The organism is Streptomyces sp. NPDC021115, from assembly GCF_044333065.1.
Classification (GTDB): Bacteria; Actinomycetota; Actinomycetes; order Streptomycetales; family Streptomycetaceae; genus Streptomyces.
This window is the reverse complement of sequence record NZ_JBIRQF010000003.1, coordinates 264,801-284,080: the sequence shown is the minus strand read 5'-3', so window position 1 is coordinate 284,080 and position 19,280 is coordinate 264,801. Positions and strand designations below refer to the sequence as shown.

The following is a 19,280-nucleotide window of genomic DNA, read 5'->3' as shown; positions in this document are numbered from 1 at the left end:
AGCGGGCCCCGGCAGATCACGGCAGTTCACAGCCCTGGAACAGCAACTCGGCCATAAAAAAGGCCGATTGACGACCCCGCGTCATCGGTCCGCCCGGCCCGTCGGCCGCCACTTCCTCCCCTGCCCGCCCATGCGCCGCTCCCTGAACACCCGGCCGCACCGCCTGCCGTCGAGCAACCGTCCCATCCGCAAATCCGGCGGCCTGGCGCACACACGAAACCGCCCGCCGAAGGCCACGTCGGGGTGGCCTTCGGCGGGCGGTCGGGTAGTTGGCGGGTGGTCGGTCGGGGGGCGAGCGGTCCGGCCGGTCAGATACGGCCGCCCGTCATCCGCGTGACGGGGCCGTGGCCGCTGCGCTCCGCATGGCGGCCCACGGCGTACGAGGCCGCGCTGAGGGCGGTGACCCCGGCCGCGGCACCCGCCGCGATGAGCTTGCGGTTCTTCAGGACGGTCCAGGCGGTCGTGGCGGCGGAGGTCACCTGCCCGGCCGCCGAGGAGACGCCCTTCAGCGTGGTCGTCACGGCGGTGCCCGCCGTCTCGGCCGCCTTGCCCGCCGTGGCCCCGGCCGAGGTCATGGCGTTGCCGACGGCGTGGCCCGCGCTGCTCGCGGCGCGCCCCGCTCCGGTCCCGGCGGACTTGGCGGCATCGGCGGTCGACTGGCCCGCGGACTCCGCCTTCGCCGCCGTCTTCCCCGCCGCCTTCGCGGTGGTCTCCTTGGCCTTGGCGGTTGCCGCCTTCGTGGCCTTGGTGGCACGGTCGGTCGATTCGTTGTTCGCTCGTGCGTTAGCCATGGTGTGCGAATTGCCCGATCCGGCCGATGCAAACAAGGGATGCGGATTCCGCTCATGTCCTGCGGCGTTCGCGCGCGATCCTGTTGCACGTTCCACCCGTTCGAGTGAACGGTGACCGATTGCCGCCACAGATGCGGGCCGCCGACCGGATAGTGAGCCGGCGGCCGGGCACCACGCTCCGGTCACCGACCGGAAGGGGACACGTCTCATGCGCACAGAGGCCACCAAGCGGGTCGCGCTCGTCTTCTCCCTGCTCGACGCCGACGGGAACGGCGTCCTGGAAGCCCAGGACTTCGAGCTGATGGCAGGCCGCGTCGTCGAGGCGGCGCCCGGCGCGGACGAGGCGGCGCGGGACGCGATGCGCGCGGCCTTCCGCCAGTACTGGACGACGCTGCGCAGGGAAGCCGACGCCAACGGGGACGGCGAGATCACCTTCGAGGAGTACAGCGCCTGCGTCCTCTCGCCCGAGCGATTCGACGCGACGATCCACGCGTTCGCCGAGACACTGGCCGCGCTCGGGGACCCCGAGGGCGACGGGGCCGTCGAACGCCCCGCGTTCGTGGCGCTGATGACGGCCATCGGCTTCGAACACGCCAACATCGACGCCCTCTTCGACGCCTTCGGTCCCTCGGAGGCGGACCGCATCCCGGTGGCGACCTGGGTCGACGGCATCAAGGACTACTACGCCCCCGGCAAGGCGGGCATCCCCGGCGATCACCTGGTGGCGGGCACGGCGGTCTGACGGCGCCCGTACGGTCGCGGCGCCCCGGGGAGGAGGACGGATGACCGACGCGGTGCGCGAGGACACCGGCGTGGCAGGCGGTGTCGGACGGACCGCGCTCATGGTCGCCGCGGCGCGGGCGATCGAGGCCCACCGCCCCGACGCGCTCGCGCGGGACCCGTACGCGGAGCACTTCGTACGCGCCGCGGGGCGGGCGTCCGCGCACTGGCCGGTGCGGCCCCAGCAGGTGCCGGGCGGGGACGCCGATCCCCTCTGGGGGCGGCTGGGGCGCTACTTCGGTCTGCGGACCAGGGTTCTCGACGACTTCCTATTGGCCCGGGCGCGCGCGGGCATCCGCCAAGTGGTCCTGCTCGGGGCGGGACTCGACACCCGGGCGTACCGGCTCGACTGGCCGCCCGGCTGCACGGTCTTCGAGGTCGACCAGGGACCGGTCCTCACGTTCAAGCACGGGGTGCTCGGCGAACTGCGCGCCGTGCGACGGGCGGAGCGCATCACGATCGCGGCCGATCTGCGGCACGGCTGGGCCGGGGCGCTCACCGCCGCGGGCTTCGATCCGGCCCGGCCGACCGCCTGGCTGGCGGAGGGACTGCTGCTCTATCTGCCCCGGGCCGCCGAACAGCGGCTCATCGACACGGTGGACGGGCTGAGCGCGCCGGGGAGCGCGCTGGCGTACGAGGTGAAGCTGGGCGCGGAATCGGCGGCGGTCCGCGAGAGCCCCGTCTACTCCGCGGCCCGGCACCGGCTCGGCGTCGACCTGCTCGCCCTGTTCGACGGCGAGCCGCGCCCCGGCTCCGCCGCGGACCTGACCGCTCGGGGCTGGTCCACGGCGGTGCGCACCCCGTACGACTTCACCCGCCGCTACGGGCGCGGCCCGCTCCCCGAGCGGTACGACGCCCTGGCCGCCAACCGGTGGGTGTTCGCGCACCGCCCGGGCGCGTAGGGCGGTCGTAGCGCTCAGACCGCTGTCCGCTCCACCGGGATCCACAGCTCCGCGTCCGCCTCCGCCCCGTCCGGCGACAGCCGGGTGCGCAGGATCTCAGGCCCCGGCCTGCTCTGGTACGGATTGGACGGGAACCACTGCGTGAACACATCGCGCCACAGGTACTGGAGTGCCTGCGGGAACGGCCCGGAGTTCCCGAAGACGGCCCAGGTCCCCGCCGGGACGGTGAGCGTGTCCAGGTCCTCGGGCCCGGCGGACCCGGTCACCACGCCGTGGTAGTAGTCGAGTTCGGTTCCCTCCGCACGGCTCGGGTCCAGGTCGTCGCTGACCGCGACGATCCCCTCCGGCTCCTGGTCGGACAGCGCGGTGATGCGCCGTAGCGTCTCCTCGTCGATACCGCGGATGAACGCGGCGATCGCCGGATTCACCCCCACATGGACGAGCGGGACACGGGCCTTCTTGCCGACCACATGGAACTGCTCCCGCTCCACGACCCGGTATCGCATGGTGCTACTCCCTTCGACGATGAGCCGGAAGGACATCCGTGGCTGGGAGTTGAGCGTGGCGCCGCCGCGCCGGGCCTCGCCGGGGCCGACGCCGTGCAGGGCGCGGAACGCCCGGGCGAACGCCTCCCCCGAGCCGTAGCCGTAGCGCACCGCGATCTCCAGCAGCGTCCGCTCCCCGGCCAGCACCTCGGCCCCGGCGACGGTGAGCCGTCTGCGCCGGATGTACTCCGACAGCGAGACCCCGGCCAGCGCGGAGAACATCCGGCGGAAGTGGTACTCCGACGTCACCGCGATCCGCGCCAGCTCGGTCACCTCGATCCGCTGATCGAGATGCGCCTCGATGTGGTCCAGGGCCTCGTTCAGCCGCTCCAGCACCTCGGTCTCCTTCCCTTACGGCCGTAACGCTACGAAGACCGCACCGCCCCGGACCCGACATCCTGTGCCCGCTCCGGTCGGGTGGGATCGCCCTGGTGGCTGGGCTCGGCCTGGCCGCCGGGCTTCACCCGGCCGCGGACGAGGTCGATCAGCGAGGGACCGCCCCGGAAACACCACAGGGCGATGACCGGGTCGCAGATGGCGCAGCCGAGGGAGGAGTCATGGGCGAAGGGGATGATCGGGTAGCCCTTGACATGGTGCACCACGTCCCAGGCGGTGTGCATGAGCCACGCGACGCCGATGAACGTCCAGGACTCCAGCCCGCGATAGGCGACGTAGGTGATGGCGGCGGTGGCGGGGAATTCCCAGCCGCCCATGCCACCACCGCTGAGGTAGGCCGCTCCCGCGCCCGCCACCAGGACCGCGCTGAAGCGGCGGCGGTGCGGTTCGCGGATCAGCGACATCAGCAGGGCGAAGACGATGCCGACCAGGATCGGGGCGACGTAGGACATCATGGCCGGGCTGCCTTCTCGGGGTGCGGATCGACGGCCTGGGCGCGGCTGAGGTGGCGCAGCGCGAGGAGGCCGCCGACGCCGGGGACGACGGCGATGGCTTTGGCCGTGTTCGCGGCCTGCCGCAGGCGCCAGGTCGCGCCGATGACGAACAGATAGGCGCAGCCGTGGGTGGGGCCCATCAGCGAGGAGACGGGCTTCAGATGGGCGGTGGCGAGGTTGGTCAGCAGGATGACCAGCGAGATGAGTTCGGCGTGTGCCGCGATACGCAAGGGCCGCATGTGCACGGTCACGCTCCCGTGGTGGAGCCGGGGCGGATGATCATCAGGATGGTGACCGTGGCCCACAGCAGGTTGAAGAGGCCGGTGAGCATGGCGAGCCGCCCCGGCGCCCGGGTGACGGTGCCCGCGCCGGGGGCCCCGGCCGCGGTGAGGGCGCTGTCCTGGGCGGGCAGGATCAGCAGGGCCAGGAGGGCGGCGGCCGCGGCGGTCAGGACGATCGAGACGATCAGCCATGCGCTGCCGAGGACGCCGAGGCTGCTGGCGGTGGCGAACCCGAAGAGGGGCACGGCGATGCCGAGGGCGGCGTAGACGCGGCAGATGCGGTGCAGCAGCCGCAGGGTGGTGAGCGCGTCGGGGTCGGCCGGGTCGCGGTGGGCGCGGCGCAGGGCGGGCGGGAACATGCTCGCGGCGACGGTGACGGGGCCGACGGCGATCACCGCGGCCAGGACGTGCAGGATGAGGAGGAGTTTCGTCATGGGCGGGAGTCCACAAGCGGGTCGAAGCCGTCGAGCGGGACTACCTGGACATGCATGGGGGCTCTCTTTCCGAGGCGGGAGTCCCGGCCCGCGCCGGGAAGCGCCACCGAACGTAATCGGCTGTCGCCCCGCCTCCCAGTGGCATGAGTGCCACCTTTCGACGGAATAGTGCCAACCCCGCCGAGAACGCTTCTGACGTGCGACGAAGTCGAGAATTCCGCGTTCCGGACCGTCCGGCGAAGGGGTATCTTCCGGCCATGCACACCATCGCCGTTCTCGCCCTGGACCGGGTGATCCCGTTCGACCTGTCCACGCCGATCGAGGTCTTCACCCGCACCCGTCTGCCGGACGGGCGCCCCGGCTATCAGATCCGGGTGTGCGCCGAGCGCGAGGAGATCGACGCCGGGGCCTTCACCGTCCGCGCGCACCAGGGCCTCGACGGGCTCAAGGGGGCGGACACGATCATCGTGCCCGGTACCGCCGACCCCTCGGTACCGCTCGCGCCCGAGGTCCGCGACGCCCTGCGGGCTGCGGCCGACGAGGGCACCCGCATCGCCTCCATCTGTGCGGGCACCTTCGTCCTGGCCGCCGCCGGACTGCTCGACGGCCTGCGGGCCACCACCCACTGGATCGCGGCCGGGCTCCTGGCCACCACCTATCCGGACATCGAGGTGGACCCGGACGTCCTGTACGTCGACAACGGCCAGTTCCTCACCTCAGCGGGCGCCGCCGCGGGCCTGGACCTGTGCCTGCACATGATCCGCCGTGACTACGGCTCGGCCGTCGCCGCCCACGCGGCCCGGCTGTCCGTCATGCCGCTCGAACGCGAGGGCGGGCAGGCGCAGTTCATCGTCCACGACTACGCGCCCACCCCGCAGGGCTCGGCCCTCGAACCCCTTCTCACCTGGCTCCAGGACAACCTGGGCCGGGACCTCACCCTCGCCGACATCGCCGCTCACGCCGGGACCAGCACGCGCACCCTGATACGCCGCTTCCGCGAGCAGACCGGCACCACCCCGCTCCAGTGGCTGCACCGCGCCCGCGTCCGCCAGGCCCAGCACCTCCTGGAGACCACCCCGCACACCGTCGAACGCATCGGCTCCCAGGTCGGCTTCGGCTCCCCCACCGCCTTCCGGGACCGCTTCAAGCGCACCACCGGCGTCAGCCCGCACACCTACCGCCGCACCTTCAGCTGACCCCGTGCCGCGCGTAGTCTCTTGGGGCGAAAGCGACTGAAACCGTTCGCCGCGTGCGCGGCGCTGGGCAGGGAATCGGGCCGTGACCACCACTGAGACCCTTTGCTTCGTCATCGCGGCGCTCTCGTCCTATGCCGCGTTCGTCTACCGGCTGTGCCAGGCCGGACGCAGTTGGCGGGACAACGCCTACCGCGCGCTGCTCGCCACGCTGCTGTTCCAGTGCGTCACGTTCACCATGGGCGTCGTCATCATGGTGAGCGAGAGCTTCCTGGGCGTCAGGAACCTCGCCATCCTGGTGATGCACGTGGCGGCGGTCGCCGACTGCGTGAGCGCGCAGATCATCCTGTTGCACTGGTCGAGCGGGGACAGGCCGGTGACGGGCAGGGCCCGTGGCTGGCTGATCACCGGCGGCGCCCTCGCCGCGCTCCTGATCGCGCTCTTCTTCATCGCCGACGGCCCGCGGCGGCCGGCGTCGGACTTCAACACCGGCAGCGGACGCCCGCTGATCCTCGGTTACCTCCTGGCCTTCATCATCTCCCAGGTGGTTCCGTGCGTGACCATCTGGCGGCAGTGCCGCCCCTACGCGCGGATGACCGACAAGGCCCCGCTGCGGCAGGCGCTGCGGCTGATGTCGCTGGCCGCGGTGGTCCTCCTCCTCTACTGCGCGGCCAGGACGGTCAACGTCCTCACCGCCGCGCTCGGGATCGACATCGGCGCCTGGACGGTCGTCGCGACCGTCCTCAGCGCGGCGGGCATCGTCATCCTCTCGGTCAGCCTGACGATCTCCTCCTGGGGTGCCTCGGCCGCCAAGCTGCTGGAGTGGGCGCACCGTTACCGGTCGTACCGCGCCCTGTACCCGCTCTGGCGGGATCTGTACGAATCCTCCCCGGACATCGTCCTGGAGCCGCCGCCCGGTGCCGCGGTCTCCGACCTCGACTACCGCCTCCACCGGCGGGTCGTCGAGATCAGGGACGGCTGGCGGGACTTACGCCCCTACATCGACCGCACCGGCCGCGCCGCCCGCGCCGCCGAGGCCGACGGCGGCGCGGCGGGCCCGGAGGTGAGCGAGGAGTTCCGGCAGGCATTCGACGAGGCGGCGCGGATCCGGCAGGCCCTGGACGCGAAACGCGACGGCACCCTCCCCGACGACAGCAAGGACTCGGGCGACTTCGACGACCGCGACACGGACAACTTCACCGCGGAGGTCGCCTGGCTCACCAAGGTGGCGTCCGCGTATCGCAAGCTCAGCGGCGCGCGGTGAGAGTTCCCGCCCGGACTCGCACCCCGTGTCGGTCCAGGCGGGCCTCTCCCCCGTTCCCCCGTTTTCCCCTGTCCGGCCGGACGGGTGTGCGCCCGTCCGGCCGGACCTGGCCCGTCCCCCGCGGGCCAGACCGATGGGGCTGTGCACAACTCGACCTCCCCCGTGGCGGAGTTAGCTGACAGCTATCGGCGAGATCCCACGGTGGCGGAGTCGGCCCCGATTGTCAACTGACAGCTAATCTGGGAAACTGAGGATGAGCCAAGGGCTATTCCGAGGAGGTGAGGGAGGAGATCACGTGTCCGAGACCGACGACCGGCCCGTACTGGCGGTGCGGCTGGACAACCTCTTCAAGACGGTTCGTCCGCAGGGCAAGCACTGGACCAACGCCGAGGTGGCGGAGGAGCTGAAGCGGGCCAACCCCGAGCTGAAGGTCGGGGGTGTGTATCTGTCGCAGTTGCGGACGGGCAAGCGCTCCAATCCCTCACCGGACCTGCTGGCCGCCCTGGCGCGCTTCTTCGGCGTATCGGTGGCCTACTTCTTCGACGACCAGGTCGCCGATTCGGTGCTCAGCGAGGTCGCCGCCCTGGAGGCGCTGCGGCAGGCGGGCGTCCGGGCCGTGGCGATGCGGGCGGCCGGGATGAAGAAGGAGAACCTTCAGGCCATCACGACCATCATGGACCAGTACCGGCAGTTGCAGGGCCTGCCGCCCGTCACCGATGTCGCGGAGCCCGAGTGAGGGGCCTCAGGGCGGGGCGGTCGTCCGGCCAGGACCGCCGCAGCCAGCTCAAGCGGCTCCGGAAGGCCGGTGCGCGGAGGATCGCCGAACTCGCTCTGCCGGAGGTGACCGATGTGGCCGGACTCTGCCGCTGTCTCGGGGAGATCCGGGGTCGTCCGATCACGCTGGTCCCGATGCCGATCCCCACGTCGCACCCGTGTGGCATGTGGGTCGCCGCCCGCGACGAGGACCTGATCTTCTGCGACGCCAATACGACGAGCGCGCATCAGGAGCACATCGTCCTGCACGAGCTGGGCCACATCATCTGCCGCCATCACGGGGCGGGCGGGCTGGACGAGGCCAGCTCTCGCCTCCTCTTCCCCAACCTCGACCCCGATCTCGTGCGGGACATGCTCCTGCGCGCCACCTATGACGACGTCCAGGAGCAGGAAGCGGAGATCATCGCCTATCTGCTCTCCCAGCGGGTGGGCGGCACCGGTGAGCCGCCCACCGCCGATGAGACCGGTGACGGCGCCGCCTCGGGACGGGACGCCGCGCTCAGCCGGATCGAGCGCACCCTGATCTGACGGCGACCGCCGGGGTGTCCTCAGCAGACGCCGTCGCCGGGCTTAGGATTCCCGAGCCCGAACAGTGGCCGCAGCCTCAGCCCGGCCCAGGTGCCGAGGAGCGCGAACGCGCCCCAGAGCCAGCCGTGCAGGCTGCCGGAGGCGATGCCCGCGAGATACGCGCCGATGTTGCAGCCGCCCGCCAGCCGGGCCCCGATCCCCATCAGCACCCCGCCGAGCACCGCCGCGACCGCCGTACGCCACGGCACGCCGCGGTGGAGCGTCCAGGTGCCGCCGAGCGCCGCGGCGGCCGCCGCGCCGATCATGATGCCGATGTCGGTGAGACTGGTCTTGTCGGCGAGTACCGGGCCCGCCAGCATCTCCTTGTTCCCGGGCTGCTGCCACCAGCTCCAGCTCTCCGGGTGGCCGCCGAGGGCCCGTACCAGTTCCGCTCCCCACAGGCTGAAGGCACTGGTGACACCCCACGCACCGCCGGACACCGCCAGCACTCCGGCTCCCAGCACGGCCAGCACCAGGGCGCCCACGGCCAGCGGCCACGAGCCGCGCAGCACCCGGGCGGCGGCACCGCGTGCGGAGGGCACCGGGCCGGTCGGCGGCGGGGTGCGGCGGGCCTGCACCCAGCGGCTGCCCAGGGCGATGGCGGCGAGCACGAGGATCGTCACCGCCCAGGAGCCGAACCAGCCGATGTGGTCGGCCAGGACGACCGGCTCCAGCGCGGGCAGGTCCTTCCACAGGTCGAACTGCCAGGCGGCGAGCGTCGCACCGGCGATGAAGCCGCCGAGGGTGAGCACGATCGACGTCTGTCCCGAGCCGACCGCGAAGAGGGTGCCGGACGCGCAGGCGCCACCGAGCTGCATGCCGACGGCGAAGACGAACGAGCCGATCAGCAGCCCCAGTCCCAGCGGGCCGGCCGAGGGCGCGGGCACGGAACCGAACAGCCCGGTGCCCGTGCCGATGAGCAGGGCGAACAGCGTGGCCGTTGTACCGAGCAGCAGCGTGTGGGCGCGCAGCCCGGTGCCATTGCCGACGGCGACCAACTGCCGCCAGGCGGAGGTGAAGCCGAAGCGCGAGTGGAAGAGGGCGATGCCCAGGGCGAGCCCGAGCAGCAGCAGAACACCGGGCTTGGCGCCCTGGGCGGACCACACATACGCGGTCAGCCCCGCGGCGAGCAACCCGGACACGGCGAGCGGCACCCGGCGCACCGGCGGCGCGGCGGGCGCCTCCGGCCGGGGCGCGGAGGTGGGCGAGGGCGACAGCAGACCGGCGGTCTTCGCCGCGTCGGCAGGCGGGGCGGTGGTCACGGGCGGGCTCCTGGGACGTACGGGAAGGCGAGCGGGGGACGGCAGCCCCCGAGGATACGTTCCCCCGGCAACTATCCGGAACCGCAGGTCACCGGCCGGGCCGTGGAGTGAGCCACAGCGTGGGGACCGGCGGCGTGAAAGAGCCTTGCGGCGGGCCGGGGCCTATAGTCCGCTGGCCCTCATGAACGGCACGATGGGCAGGAGAAGCATGAGGGGTCAGAGGAAGCGGAGCATCGCCGTGGTGGTCGCCACCCTGGTCGTGGGCTCCCTGTGTGCGGGCGCGCCGTATCCGCGCGCTGAGGCCGCCACGGCCGGGAGCGGCCCCGGCGCCGACCTCGATACGGTGACGATCCCGCAATTGCAGGCGCGCATGGCAGACGGTTCGCTGACCTCGTCCGCCCTGACCGCCGCCTATCTGCGGCGGATCAAGGCCATCGACCCCACGATCCACGCGGTGCTGCGCACCGACCCGACGGCCCTGCGCCAGGCCGCCGCCAGCGACGCCAGGCATCGCGCCGGCGCCACCCGTGGCCCGCTCGACGGGATCCCGGTACTGCTCAAGGACAACGTGAACACCAAGGGCACGCCCACGACGGCCGGATCGCTGGCCCTGGCGGGCAGCCCGCCGGACACCGACGCCGCCCTGGTGACCCGGCTGCGCGAGGCGGGCGCGGTGATCCTCGGCAAGACCAACCTGTCCGAGTGGGCGAACTTCCGTGCGGAGAAGCCGACGTCGGGGTGGTCGGCGGTGGGCGGGCAGACCAACAACCCCTACGTACTGGACCGGAATCCATGCGGGTCGTCCGCCGGTTCGGCCGCCGCGCTCGCCGCGTCGCTGGCGCAGGTGGCGATCGGCACCGAGACGGACGGTTCCATCGTGTGCCCGGCCGGGATGAACGGGGTGGTCGGGCACAAGCCCAGCCTCGGCCTGGTCAGCCAGGACGGCGTGGTCCCGATCTCCGCCGAACAGGACACCGCGGGGCCCATGGCACGCAACGTGACCGACACCGCGCTCACCCTCTCGGTGCTCAGCGGTGGCGCCACCGCACCCCGCCAGGACCGGCCGGCGCGCCCCAGCGGCCTGCGCGGCAAGCGGATCGGCCTGTGGCGGCTGCCCTCGCTCGGCGCGGAGGTGGACGCCGTGATGACCCGTACCGCGAAGGAGCTGCGGCGCGCGGGAGCCGAGGTCGTGGAGGTGACACCGCCGTACCAGAAGCGGCTCGCCGAGCTCGAATTCCCGGCGCTGCTCAGCGAGTTCCACCGGGACATCGACGCCTACCTCGCCACCCGCGAGGGACCGGGGAACCTCGCCGGGCTGGTCGAGTTCAACCGCAACCACCCGGCGGAGCGGACCTGCTTCGCCGGTCAGGAGCTGTTCGAGCGGGCCCTTGCCGCGCCGTCCACCTCCGACCCCGCGTACCGGGCCATGCGCGCCGAGCTGCGGGACCTCTCCCGGCGTTCCATCGACGAGACCATGGCCGCCCACAAGCTGGACGCCATCGCCTCGCCGACGAACCCGCCCGCCTGGACGACGGACTGCGCCCGGGGCGACAACGACGTGATCCCGTCCTCGACGCCCGCGGCCGTGGCGGGATACCCGTCGCTGTCGGTGCCCGCCGGGTCGGTGGGCGAGCTGCCGGTGGGCGTGCTCCTGATGGCCGGTGACCACCAGGACGGCACGCTCCTCTCCCTGGGGGCCTCGGTCGAGCGGCGGCTGCACGCCTGGCGGGCACCGCGCTATCTGCCCTCGGTCACGCCCTAGTTCTCGTAGCTGCGGATGGCGGCGACCTTCTCCGCCGAGGGGGAGGTCTCGTCGAAGCGCTGCGCCAGCCAGTCGTCGGTGAGCGCGCGGGCCAGTTCGAGGCCGATGACGCGCTGGCCGAAGCAGAGCACCTGGGCGTTGTTGCTGAGCACTGAGCGGCGTACGGAGTAGCTGTCGTGGGCGGTGACCGCGCGGATGCCGGGCACCTTGTTGGCGCTGATGGCCACGCCGAGGCCGGTGCCGCACACCAGGAGGGCGCGGTCGGCGGTGCCGTCGGCGACGCGGCGGGCCGCCTCGACCGCGACGTGCGGATAGGCGGTGTGCTCGTCGCTGCCCACGCCGACGTCGATGACCTCGGCGACCCGGGGGTCGTCCAGCAGGTCCTGCTTGAGGGCTTCCTTGTAGCCGTAACCGGCGTCGTCGCAGCCGACGACGATCCGGAACGGAGTCGCGGTGGTCATACGGCATCGCTTTCTGTCGTCGTAGGAGTCGCGGGCAGGTTGGCGACCGCGGTGAGGACCGCGGCGAGTGAGGTGGCTCCGGGGTCGGGGGTGCCCACGCTGCGTTCGGCGAGGGGGCGGGCCCGGCCGAGGCGGGGGCGCAGGTCGGCGGTGCGCTCGGCGGCCGTACGGGCTTCGGCGGTGGCGGACGCGTACGCCTCGGTCACCGGGGCCCCGGCGCGCAGGTGTTCGGCGAAGGCGGTGGTGAACGGGGCGAGGGCGTCGACCAGGGTCTTGTCGCCCACCTCGGCCCCGCCGAGCGAGGTGACTGCGGTGAGTGCCTCCGTGGCGGCCGCCGCCAGCTGCTCGCGCGCGGGCGCCCGGTCCGCCGGGAGTACGCCGCCGAGGGCGCGCAGCGCCGCGCCCCACAGCGCGCCCGAGGTGCCCCCGGCCTCCGCCGCCCAGGCGTCACCGGCGGCGCTGAGCACCGCTGCCGGGGCGAGCCGTTCGGCGTGGGCCTTCTCGGCGGCCGTCAGCGCCGCGTCGACGCCCTTGCACATGCCGCGGCCGTGGTCGCCGTCGCCCGCGACCGCGTCCAGCCGCCCCAGGGCGTCCGCGTCCCGGTGCAGCGTGTCGCGGGCGGCGCGCAGGGCGTGGACGACGGTCTCCGCGACCCCGGCCGCCGCGCCCGACGCGGTGGCGGCGGCCCGCTCCCGGCGGCGCGGGGCGGTGGCGGCCCGTACGGCGGCAGCCGTGGGTTCCTCCGCGGATTCGGGTGGGGCGCCGCGGCGGAAGGCGGGGGTGTCGGCGGGGGCCCGCCACAGCCGCTCCAGTTCGTCGTCCAGCCAGGTCAGGGTGAGGGAGCAGCCCGCCATGTCGAGGCTGGTGACGAGTTCGCCGACCTCGGGGCGTACGGGGGTGAGCCCGGCGTCGTCCAGCAGCCGGGCCACGGCGCCCCACAGCACGTACAGCTCCTCGTACTTGGTGGCGCCGAGGCCGTTGAGGACGACGGCGACGCGCCCGCCGTCGCCCGCGTCGGCGGGCCGGTCCGCCAGCAGCCCCGACACCAGGGTCCGTGCCAGCTCCTCCGCCGTGCCCAGGGCGTCCTCGCTGACGCCCGGTTCGCCGTGGATGCCGAGGCCGAGACCGAGGCGGCCCTCGGGGACGGTGAACAGGGGTGCCTCGCCGCCCGGCAGCGTGCAGCCGTCGAAGGCCACGCCGAGGGTGCGGGTACGGGCGTTGGTGTGCTCGGCGACGCGGACGACGTCCGCCAGCGGGGCGCCCTCCTCGGCGGCCGCCGACGCGGTCTTGAAGACGACGAACCCGCCCGCGATGCCGCGCCGCCGCGCCGTCTGGTCGGCGGTTGCGGAGGCGATGTCGTCGGTGACGGCGAAGCAGCGGGCGGGTATGCCGTCGTCCGTGAGCTGCCGTGCCGCGAGGCCGAAGTTCATGACGTCCCCGGCGTAGTTGCCGAAGAGGAAGAGGACACCGCCGCCCGCCTCCGCCGCCTCGGCGACCGAGCGGGCGCGGGCGGCCGACGGGGAGGTGAACACGTCGCCGATGACCGAGCCGTCGGCGAATCCGGGGCCGACGACCCCGCAGAACGCGGGGTAGTGGCCGGAACCGCCGCCGGTGAGGACGGCCACCTTGCCCTCGGCGGTGGCGCTGGCGCGCACCACGCCGCCGGGCACTGCCCGTACGTGCTCGGGGTGGGCGGCGGCGAACCCGGTGATCATGTCGTCGGTGAACCGGGCGGGGTCGTTGAAGAGCCTGGTCATCGCGTGCTCCGTGTGCTCGGTGTGCTGCGTCCGCCGCGGGTGTTCCAGCCGTCGCGTGCGGCGTCGAGGGCGAGGCGGTAGTCGGCGTAGCCCTCGGCGTAGTGGTCGATCAGACCGGCTTCAGCGGGCACGGTGCGCCGGGGCGCGCGCCAGGCGGCGGGGTCGACGGGGGTGCCGAGGGAGTGCCAGGCGGTCTGGGCGGCGCCGCGGATGCCCACGGCGTCGTCGCAGACCTCCAGGTCGCGGCCGAGGACTCCGGCGAAGATGCGCGCCCATTCCCCGGAGCGCGCGCCGCCGCCGCACGCGGTGACGGCGCCGCAGACGCCGAGGGTGTCCATGCAGTGCCGGGCCGAGTAGGCGACGGCCTCGCACAGCGCCCGTACCAGGTCGGCGCGGCCGGACAGCGGGGAGAGGCCGTCGAACCGGCCGCGGGCCCGCGCGTCGACAAAGGGGGCGCGCTCGCCGCTGGCGGACAGGAACGGCAGCGCGGTGACGCCGGAGGCGCCGGGCGGGGACTGGACGAGCAGCGCGTCCAGCGCCTCGATCTTCACGTCGAGCAGCTTCAGCAGCCAGTCCAGGCCCGCGGTGCCGATCATGGCGGGCATGACGCGCAGGAACCGGCCCTCGTACGGGGTGGCCAGGACCATTCCGGCCGGTTCGTCGGCGGCGGCCGGGCGCGGCTCGCTGTCGAGGGTCTGGACGGCGAGGGTGGTGCCGATGATGAGGTTGCCCTCGCCGGGTTCGGCCACTCCCGAGCCGAAGGCGCAGGCGGGTATGTCGAACGGCCCGGCGGACACCGGCAGATCGGGTGGCAGGCCCAGCCTCCGGGCGGCGTCGGGCAGCAGCCGGTGCAGGGTGCCGGGCGGCGCCGGGTCCTGCAGCAGGCGGCGGTGGTCGGACAACCCGCACAGGTCGAGCGCGGTCTCGTCGTACGTGCGGGTGGCCACGTCGAGGAACGGCTGTGAGGCGTCCGAGGCGTCGACGGTGACGGCGCCGGTCAGCCGCTGGACGACGGCGTCCACGCAGTACCCGGCGACATGGGCCGCCGCCAGCCGCTCGGGCTCGTGTTCGGCGAGATGGGCCAGCAGGGGCGCGGCGGAGCCGGGGAACAGGCCGACGCCGGTGCGCCGGTGCAGGGCGCTCAGGGTGCCGTCGGCGGTCCACCGGTCGAGCCGGTCCGCGGCCCGGCCGTCCATCCAGGACAGCGCGCGGCCGACAGGGGCGCCGGTGGCGTCGCGCAGCCACAGGCCGTCGCCCTGCCCGGTGAGGGCCAGCGCCTCGACGGGTTCGCCGTCCATCTCCGCGGCGTCGGCGAGGGCCGCCCGTATGACGGTCTCCACGGTGCCCACGACATCGTCCAGATCCTGTTCGACGCGCTGTCCCGGCAGGGTGTAGACGGTGCTGCGGGCCTCGTGGGCGGGGGTGGTGCGACCGTCGCGGGAGATCAGCTGGGCCTTGGTGACCGACGTACCGATGTCCACTCCGACGATCACGATCGGCCTCCGGTCAGCACCTCCGGGTTGGCGACGTGCCGCAACTGCTCACCGCGCAGGAAGCGGGCGGCCTCGGCGGCGGTGATCGCGGCGGCCCGGTCGGCGGTCTGCCGGGTGGCGCCCGCCAGATGCGGCGTCATGATGACGTTGGGGGCGCGGTGCAGCGGCCAGTCCGCCGGGGGCGGTTCGACGTCGTAGACGTCGAGGGCGAGCGCGCCGAGGCGGCCGGACTCCAGCAGGCCGGGCAGCGGGGCGTAGTCGAGCAGATCACCGCGGGCCGAGTTGACGAGGACGGCGCCCTCGGGCAGCAGGGCGAGGTTGCCGGCGTTGAGCAGATGCCGCGTCTCCGGGGTGACCCGGGCGTGCAGGCTCACCACCGAGCTGCGCCGCAACAGGTCGTCCAGGACGGTGAGTTCGACACCGTCGGCCTTCGCCCGGTCCGGGTCCGCGTACGGGTCGGACACGAGGACGTGGGCGCCGAAGGCGCGCAGCACGCGGGCGACGATCGCGCCGATGGCGCCGTATCCGACGAGGCCGACGGTGGCGCCGTCGAGTTCGAGACCGGCGTTCTCGTAGGCGTAGTAGTCGCCGCGCCACACGCCCTCCTTGAGGGCGGCGTCAGCGAACGTGATGCGGCGCAGGGAGGCGAGGATGAGGCCCACGGCGAATTCGGCGGCCGCGGCGGCGTTGCGCCCGGGGGTGAAGGTGACGGGAATCCCGGCGGCGGTGGCGGCGGCCACGTCCACGTTGACGGGGCCGCCGCGGGCCACGCCGATGAACTTCAGCTGGGGCGCCTCGCGGATCACCCGGGCGGTGAAGGGCGCCATCTGGGTGAGGGCGACGCTCGCGTCACCGAGCGCCTCCAGCACCTGTTCCTCGGTGCCGCTGGCCTCCTTGACGCCGCCGTTGCCCCGCTCGTCGGCGCCGACCGGGCCGAAGGGCTCGTTCGGCCAGCGGGTGCGCAGCGTACGGAAGGCCGGCCCGGCGGTGGGCAGGGCCTCGGTGAGGGCGGCGGAGAAGAGTTCGGGGGCGATGAAATCGTCGCCTGCTACCAGGACCGTGGTCATGTCGGTCACTCTCCTCGGGCGTCGAGCTTGCTGAGCAGGAACTCTGTCACGGCGCCATGCTCCGGGGAGCGGAAGGCGGCGGCCGCGAGGGCGTCCGCGGCCGGTGGGTACTGCGGATTGGGGATGGCCACGACGGTCATCCCGGCGGCCGCGGCGGCGCGCAGTCCGTTGCTGGAGTCCTCGACCGCGAGACAGCGCTCCGGGGCCACGCCGAGGGCGCTCGCGGCGGCGAGATAGACGTCCGGGCTGGGCTTTCCGCGCGGCACCTCGGCGCTGGAGACGGTCGCCTTGAAGTGGTGGTCGACGCCGTGGTGGACGAGGACGGCGTCGATGACCCGGCGCGGCGCGGAGGAGGCGAGCGCGACGGGTCCGCGTTCGGCGGTGGCGGTGATCATCTCGCGGGCGCCCGGCAGCAGCTCGATGCGCCCGTCGGCCAGCGCCTGGACCATGCCGTCGACGACGGTCCGTTCCGTGTCGGCGATCCGTTCGGCGTCCTCGGCGAAGCCGCCCTCACCGCAGAACCGGGTGAGGTAGGCGGCCCACTCGGGGGCGCTCATCCCCTGCACGTCACGGGTCTGTTCCGGGCCCCAGGACCGGCCGTGCGCGGCAGCGTACGCGGTCCACAGCTCCTCCCACAGATGCTCGCTCTCCACCAGGACGCCGTCCATGTCGAAGACCACTGCGTCGGCCATGCGTACCCCTGATCCCCTGGGCGATGATTACGTCACCGTGAAATTAACAGTCCCAGTGTGAGTTGTCACTGGTTACATGTGAGAATTTGGCACGGCAGGATGGAGCCATGACTCTCCCGTCTTCGCGCGGTGCGCGGCAGCAGCGACACCAACTGATCGTCGACCACGTCCTGGCCCGGGGGGACGCCACCGTGGCCGAGCTGGCCGAGCTGACCGGCGTCAGCCTGATGACGGTCCACCGGGACATCGCCGAGCTGGCGGACCGCGGCATCCTGCGCAAGTACCACGGCGGCGTCTCCGCGCAGCCCTCGATGGTCTTCGAGTCCAGCTCGGACTTCCGGCTGCACGCGCACACCGACGAGAAGCAGGCGCTGGCCCGCGCCGCGCTGTCGTTCGTGGCGCCGGGGATGTCGGTGATGCTGGACGACTCGACCTCGGCTCTGGCCCTGGCGCGGCTGTTGCCCGAGGTGGGGCCGGTGACCGTGGTGACGAACTACCGTCTGATCACGGAGGAGCTGCGGGGCGCCGAGGGCATCCGGCTGATCTGCGTGGGCGGCGAGTACTCGCGCACCCATGACTCCTGGATCGGGCTGCCCGCGATCGACATGATCAGCGGCATCTCCGTCGATCTGACCGTGCTGTCCACCTCAGGGATGACCGCGGGCATGACGTTCCACCAGGAGCAGGAGATCGTCAGCATCAAGCGGGCGGCCCGGCAGGCGGGTGCGACGAGCGTGCTGCTGATGGACCACAGCAAGGTGGGCCGCCGGGCGCTGCACCGGCTGGAGAGCGTGGACTCCTTCGACCATGTGCTGCTGACCGGTCCGGTGGACGAGGAGCTGCTGCGGGAGATGCGGGAGCTGACCGATGTGCGGGTGGTCGAGGCGGGATAATTAACATCTCGGCTCGTTAGTTTTACCAAGACTCTTGATATTTCTCTCGGCGCGCCTGAGTATCTGCGGTCGTACTCCGTCTCACCGCAGACACACCTCAGAGTGGAGGTAGCGATGCCGAAAGCCTTGGTCCTGGGCTATGTGGGCGTGCTCCTGTTCATGATCGGCGATGGTGTCGAATCCGGCTTCATCGCCCCGTACATGGCCGACCACGGCGCCGGGACGGACGTACGGGCCGGGTACGTCATCACGGTGTACGGCATCGCCGTCATGCTGGCGTCGTGGTTCTCCGGTGCGCTGTGCCAGGTGTGGGGGCCGCGCCGGGTGATGTGGATCGGCCTGGCGATCTGGGCCGTCTTCGACGCCCTGTATCTGCTGTTCGCGCTGGGCACCGAGAACTACCCGCTGATGCTGGTGTTCTACGGCATCCGCGGCTTCGGCTACCCGCTCTTCGCCTTCGGCTTCCTCGTATGGATCACCAACACGGCGCCGAAGGCCCGGCTGGGCACCGCCGTCGGCTGGTTCTACTTCGCCTTCACGGGCGGCCTCCCCACCCTCGGCTCACTGTGGTCGAGCCTGACCATCCCCTCGTTCGGCCGCCTCGGCACGCTGTGGTCCGCGCTCGCCCTCATCCTGCTCGGCGGCGCCATCGCCCTGGTCGGCGCGCGCCGCAGGCCCGGCGGTGACCGGATGGCACCGCCGGAGGTCACCACCGGGCAGAGCCTGCTCAACTCCGTCTCCATCATCTGGACCCATCCGCGCGTCCTGGTGGGCTGCCTGGTGCGGGTCATCAACACCGCTCCCGAGTTCGGCATGCTGGTGTACCTGCCGCGGATCTTCTCGGACGATGTCGGCTTCGGCGAGGACAAGTGGCTCCAGCTGCTGGCGATCATCTACGGCACGAACATCTTCTTCAACCTGATCTTCGGTGTGCTCTCCGACCGCATCGGCTGGCGCACCACCATCGCGGGCTTCGGCGCCCTGGGCTGCGCGATCAGCGTCACGACGCTGTACTTCGTACCGGTGTGGCTCGGCCCGGACTACTTCTGGGTCGCGGTGCTCGCTGGAATGTTCTACGGGGCGACCCTCGCGGGCTTCGTCCCCATCTCGGCGCTCATCCCGTCGATGGCCCCGGAGAACAAGGGCGGTTCGATGGCCCTGCTCAACCTGGGCGCGGGCGGCGCGGCCTTCGTCGGCCCGGCGCTCGCCAGCCTGTTCTTCCCGCTGGTCGGCGCGGGCGGGGTCACCCTGGTCTTCCTCGCCCTGTACCTGGTGGCCTTCGTGCTGACGCTGCTGCTGAAGCTGCCGGAGGAGCGGGAGGATGGCGGCGGGCCGGTGGCGTCCGACGCGTCGCGGGCGGGCGCCACGGCCTCGTCGTAACGCACCCTCGCCCGTCCTCCCCGGTCGTCCGGCCGGTGACCGGAACCTGGTGCTCCCGTTCGTCCCTCCCTCAGGGTGGAAGCGATGCGAAC

General features: G+C 72.6%; 20 protein-coding genes. 9 read left to right on the top strand and 11 right to left on the bottom strand.

What is annotated here, in order from left to right:
- Positions 1-308 precede the first annotated feature (308 nt).
- A complete protein-coding gene (locus tag ACH4TL_RS11465; RefSeq protein WP_398331013.1) occupies positions 309-791 on the bottom strand; it encodes a hypothetical protein in 483 nt (160 codons plus the stop codon).
- 208 nt (positions 792-999) lie between these two features.
- Between ACH4TL_RS11465 and ACH4TL_RS11460 the strand changes: the two genes are divergently transcribed.
- Entirely contained in the window at positions 1,000-1,533 is a 534-nt protein-coding gene (locus ACH4TL_RS11460; RefSeq protein ID WP_398331016.1) for an EF-hand domain-containing protein, read from the top strand.
- Positions 1,534-1,573: 40 nt separating this feature from the next.
- Positions 1,574-2,473, top strand: a complete 900-nt coding sequence (locus ACH4TL_RS11455) for a class I SAM-dependent methyltransferase (protein ID WP_398331019.1) — start codon at positions 1,574-1,576, stop codon at positions 2,471-2,473.
- Between the two features lie 14 nt (positions 2,474-2,487).
- Here the strand turns inward: ACH4TL_RS11455 and ACH4TL_RS11450 are convergent, their stop codons facing one another.
- Genes ACH4TL_RS11450 through ACH4TL_RS11435 form a run of 4 tightly spaced genes read right to left on the bottom strand, consistent with a single transcriptional unit; the run spans position 2,488 to position 4,623 of the window.
- Positions 2,488-3,354 carry a GyrI-like domain-containing protein gene (locus ACH4TL_RS11450; RefSeq protein WP_398331022.1) on the bottom strand — a complete coding sequence of 289 codons (867 nt, stop codon included), beginning with the start codon at positions 3,352-3,354 and terminating at the stop codon, positions 2,488-2,490.
- A gap of 29 nt (positions 3,355-3,383) precedes the next feature.
- Positions 3,384-3,866: a DUF6010 family protein gene (locus tag ACH4TL_RS11445; protein ID WP_398331098.1), complete on the bottom strand. Its 483-nt coding sequence runs from the start codon at positions 3,864-3,866 to the stop codon at positions 3,384-3,386.
- On the bottom strand, positions 3,866-4,159 hold the full coding sequence (locus ACH4TL_RS11440) for a DUF3817 domain-containing protein (RefSeq protein WP_398331025.1): 294 nt from the start codon (positions 4,157-4,159) through the stop codon (positions 3,866-3,868). Before ACH4TL_RS11440 ends, ACH4TL_RS11445 begins: the two co-directional genes overlap by 1 nt.
- Positions 4,156-4,623, bottom strand: coding sequence for a hypothetical protein (locus ACH4TL_RS11435; protein ID WP_398331028.1), 468 nt, complete (start codon positions 4,621-4,623; stop codon positions 4,156-4,158). Before ACH4TL_RS11435 ends, ACH4TL_RS11440 begins: the two co-directional genes overlap by 4 nt.
- Before the next feature lie 257 nt (positions 4,624-4,880).
- Here ACH4TL_RS11435 and ACH4TL_RS11430 point away from each other — a divergent pair, with 257 nt between their 5' ends.
- The 4 genes from ACH4TL_RS11430 to ACH4TL_RS11415 all read left to right on the top strand — a co-directional run bounded on the left by ACH4TL_RS11430 (position 4,881) and on the right by ACH4TL_RS11415 (position 8,382).
- A complete protein-coding gene (locus ACH4TL_RS11430) occupies positions 4,881-5,819 on the top strand; it encodes a GlxA family transcriptional regulator (protein ID WP_398331031.1) in 939 nt (312 codons plus the stop codon).
- Between the two features lie 82 nt (positions 5,820-5,901).
- Positions 5,902-7,080 carry an MAB_1171c family putative transporter gene (locus ACH4TL_RS11425; RefSeq protein ID WP_398331034.1) on the top strand — a complete coding sequence of 393 codons (1,179 nt, stop codon included), beginning with the start codon at positions 5,902-5,904 and terminating at the stop codon, positions 7,078-7,080.
- A 295-nt stretch (positions 7,081-7,375) separates the two neighbouring features.
- Positions 7,376-7,816, top strand: coding sequence for a helix-turn-helix domain-containing protein (locus tag ACH4TL_RS11420; RefSeq protein WP_398331037.1), 441 nt, complete (start codon positions 7,376-7,378; stop codon positions 7,814-7,816).
- Positions 7,813-8,382 carry a toxin gene (locus ACH4TL_RS11415; RefSeq protein ID WP_398331040.1) on the top strand — a complete coding sequence of 190 codons (570 nt, stop codon included), beginning with the start codon at positions 7,813-7,815 and terminating at the stop codon, positions 8,380-8,382. The genes ACH4TL_RS11420 and ACH4TL_RS11415 overlap by 4 nt, the downstream gene beginning before the upstream one ends.
- Before the next feature lie 20 nt (positions 8,383-8,402).
- Here ACH4TL_RS11415 and ACH4TL_RS11410 read toward each other — a convergent pair whose 3' ends face one another.
- Positions 8,403-9,683: a YeeE/YedE family protein gene (locus ACH4TL_RS11410; RefSeq protein WP_398331043.1), complete on the bottom strand. Its 1,281-nt coding sequence runs from the start codon at positions 9,681-9,683 to the stop codon at positions 8,403-8,405.
- 208 nt (positions 9,684-9,891) lie between these two features.
- Here ACH4TL_RS11410 and ACH4TL_RS11405 point away from each other — a divergent pair, with 208 nt between their 5' ends.
- Complete coding sequence (locus tag ACH4TL_RS11405) at positions 9,892-11,445, top strand: amidase family protein (protein WP_398331046.1); 1,554 nt, start codon at positions 9,892-9,894, stop codon at positions 11,443-11,445.
- On the opposite strand, the gene ACH4TL_RS11400 is transcribed toward ACH4TL_RS11405, so the two are convergent.
- Genes ACH4TL_RS11400 through ACH4TL_RS11380 form a run of 5 tightly spaced genes read right to left on the bottom strand, consistent with a single transcriptional unit; the run spans position 11,442 to position 16,915 of the window.
- A complete protein-coding gene (locus ACH4TL_RS11400) occupies positions 11,442-11,906 on the bottom strand; it encodes a ribose-5-phosphate isomerase (protein ID WP_398331050.1) in 465 nt (154 codons plus the stop codon). The genes ACH4TL_RS11405 and ACH4TL_RS11400 overlap by 4 nt on opposite strands.
- Positions 11,903-13,663: a dihydroxyacetone kinase family protein gene (locus ACH4TL_RS11395; protein ID WP_398331052.1), complete on the bottom strand. Its 1,761-nt coding sequence runs from the start codon at positions 13,661-13,663 to the stop codon at positions 11,903-11,905. Before ACH4TL_RS11395 ends, ACH4TL_RS11400 begins: the two co-directional genes overlap by 4 nt.
- Positions 13,660-15,156 carry an FGGY family carbohydrate kinase gene (locus ACH4TL_RS11390; protein WP_398331055.1) on the bottom strand — a complete coding sequence of 499 codons (1,497 nt, stop codon included), beginning with the start codon at positions 15,154-15,156 and terminating at the stop codon, positions 13,660-13,662. The genes ACH4TL_RS11395 and ACH4TL_RS11390 overlap by 4 nt, the downstream gene beginning before the upstream one ends.
- Positions 15,153-16,223: a 2-hydroxyacid dehydrogenase gene (locus ACH4TL_RS11385; RefSeq protein ID WP_398331057.1), complete on the bottom strand. Its 1,071-nt coding sequence runs from the start codon at positions 16,221-16,223 to the stop codon at positions 15,153-15,155. The genes ACH4TL_RS11390 and ACH4TL_RS11385 overlap by 4 nt, the downstream gene beginning before the upstream one ends.
- A 5-nt stretch (positions 16,224-16,228) precedes the next feature.
- The gene (locus ACH4TL_RS11380; protein WP_398331060.1) at positions 16,229-16,915 is read right to left on the bottom strand and encodes an HAD family hydrolase; all 687 of its coding nucleotides are present in this window, start codon (positions 16,913-16,915) and stop codon (positions 16,229-16,231) included.
- Positions 16,916-17,022: 107 nt separating this feature from the next.
- Here ACH4TL_RS11380 and ACH4TL_RS11375 point away from each other — a divergent pair, with 107 nt between their 5' ends.
- Both ACH4TL_RS11375 and ACH4TL_RS11370 read left to right on the top strand, forming a co-directional pair.
- On the top strand, positions 17,023-17,808 hold the full coding sequence (locus ACH4TL_RS11375) for a DeoR/GlpR family DNA-binding transcription regulator (RefSeq protein WP_398331063.1): 786 nt from the start codon (positions 17,023-17,025) through the stop codon (positions 17,806-17,808).
- 114 nt (positions 17,809-17,922) lie between these two features.
- Complete coding sequence (locus ACH4TL_RS11370) at positions 17,923-19,188, top strand: MFS transporter (protein WP_398331065.1); 1,266 nt, start codon at positions 17,923-17,925, stop codon at positions 19,186-19,188.
- The last annotated feature ends 92 nt before the right edge of the window (positions 19,189-19,280 follow it).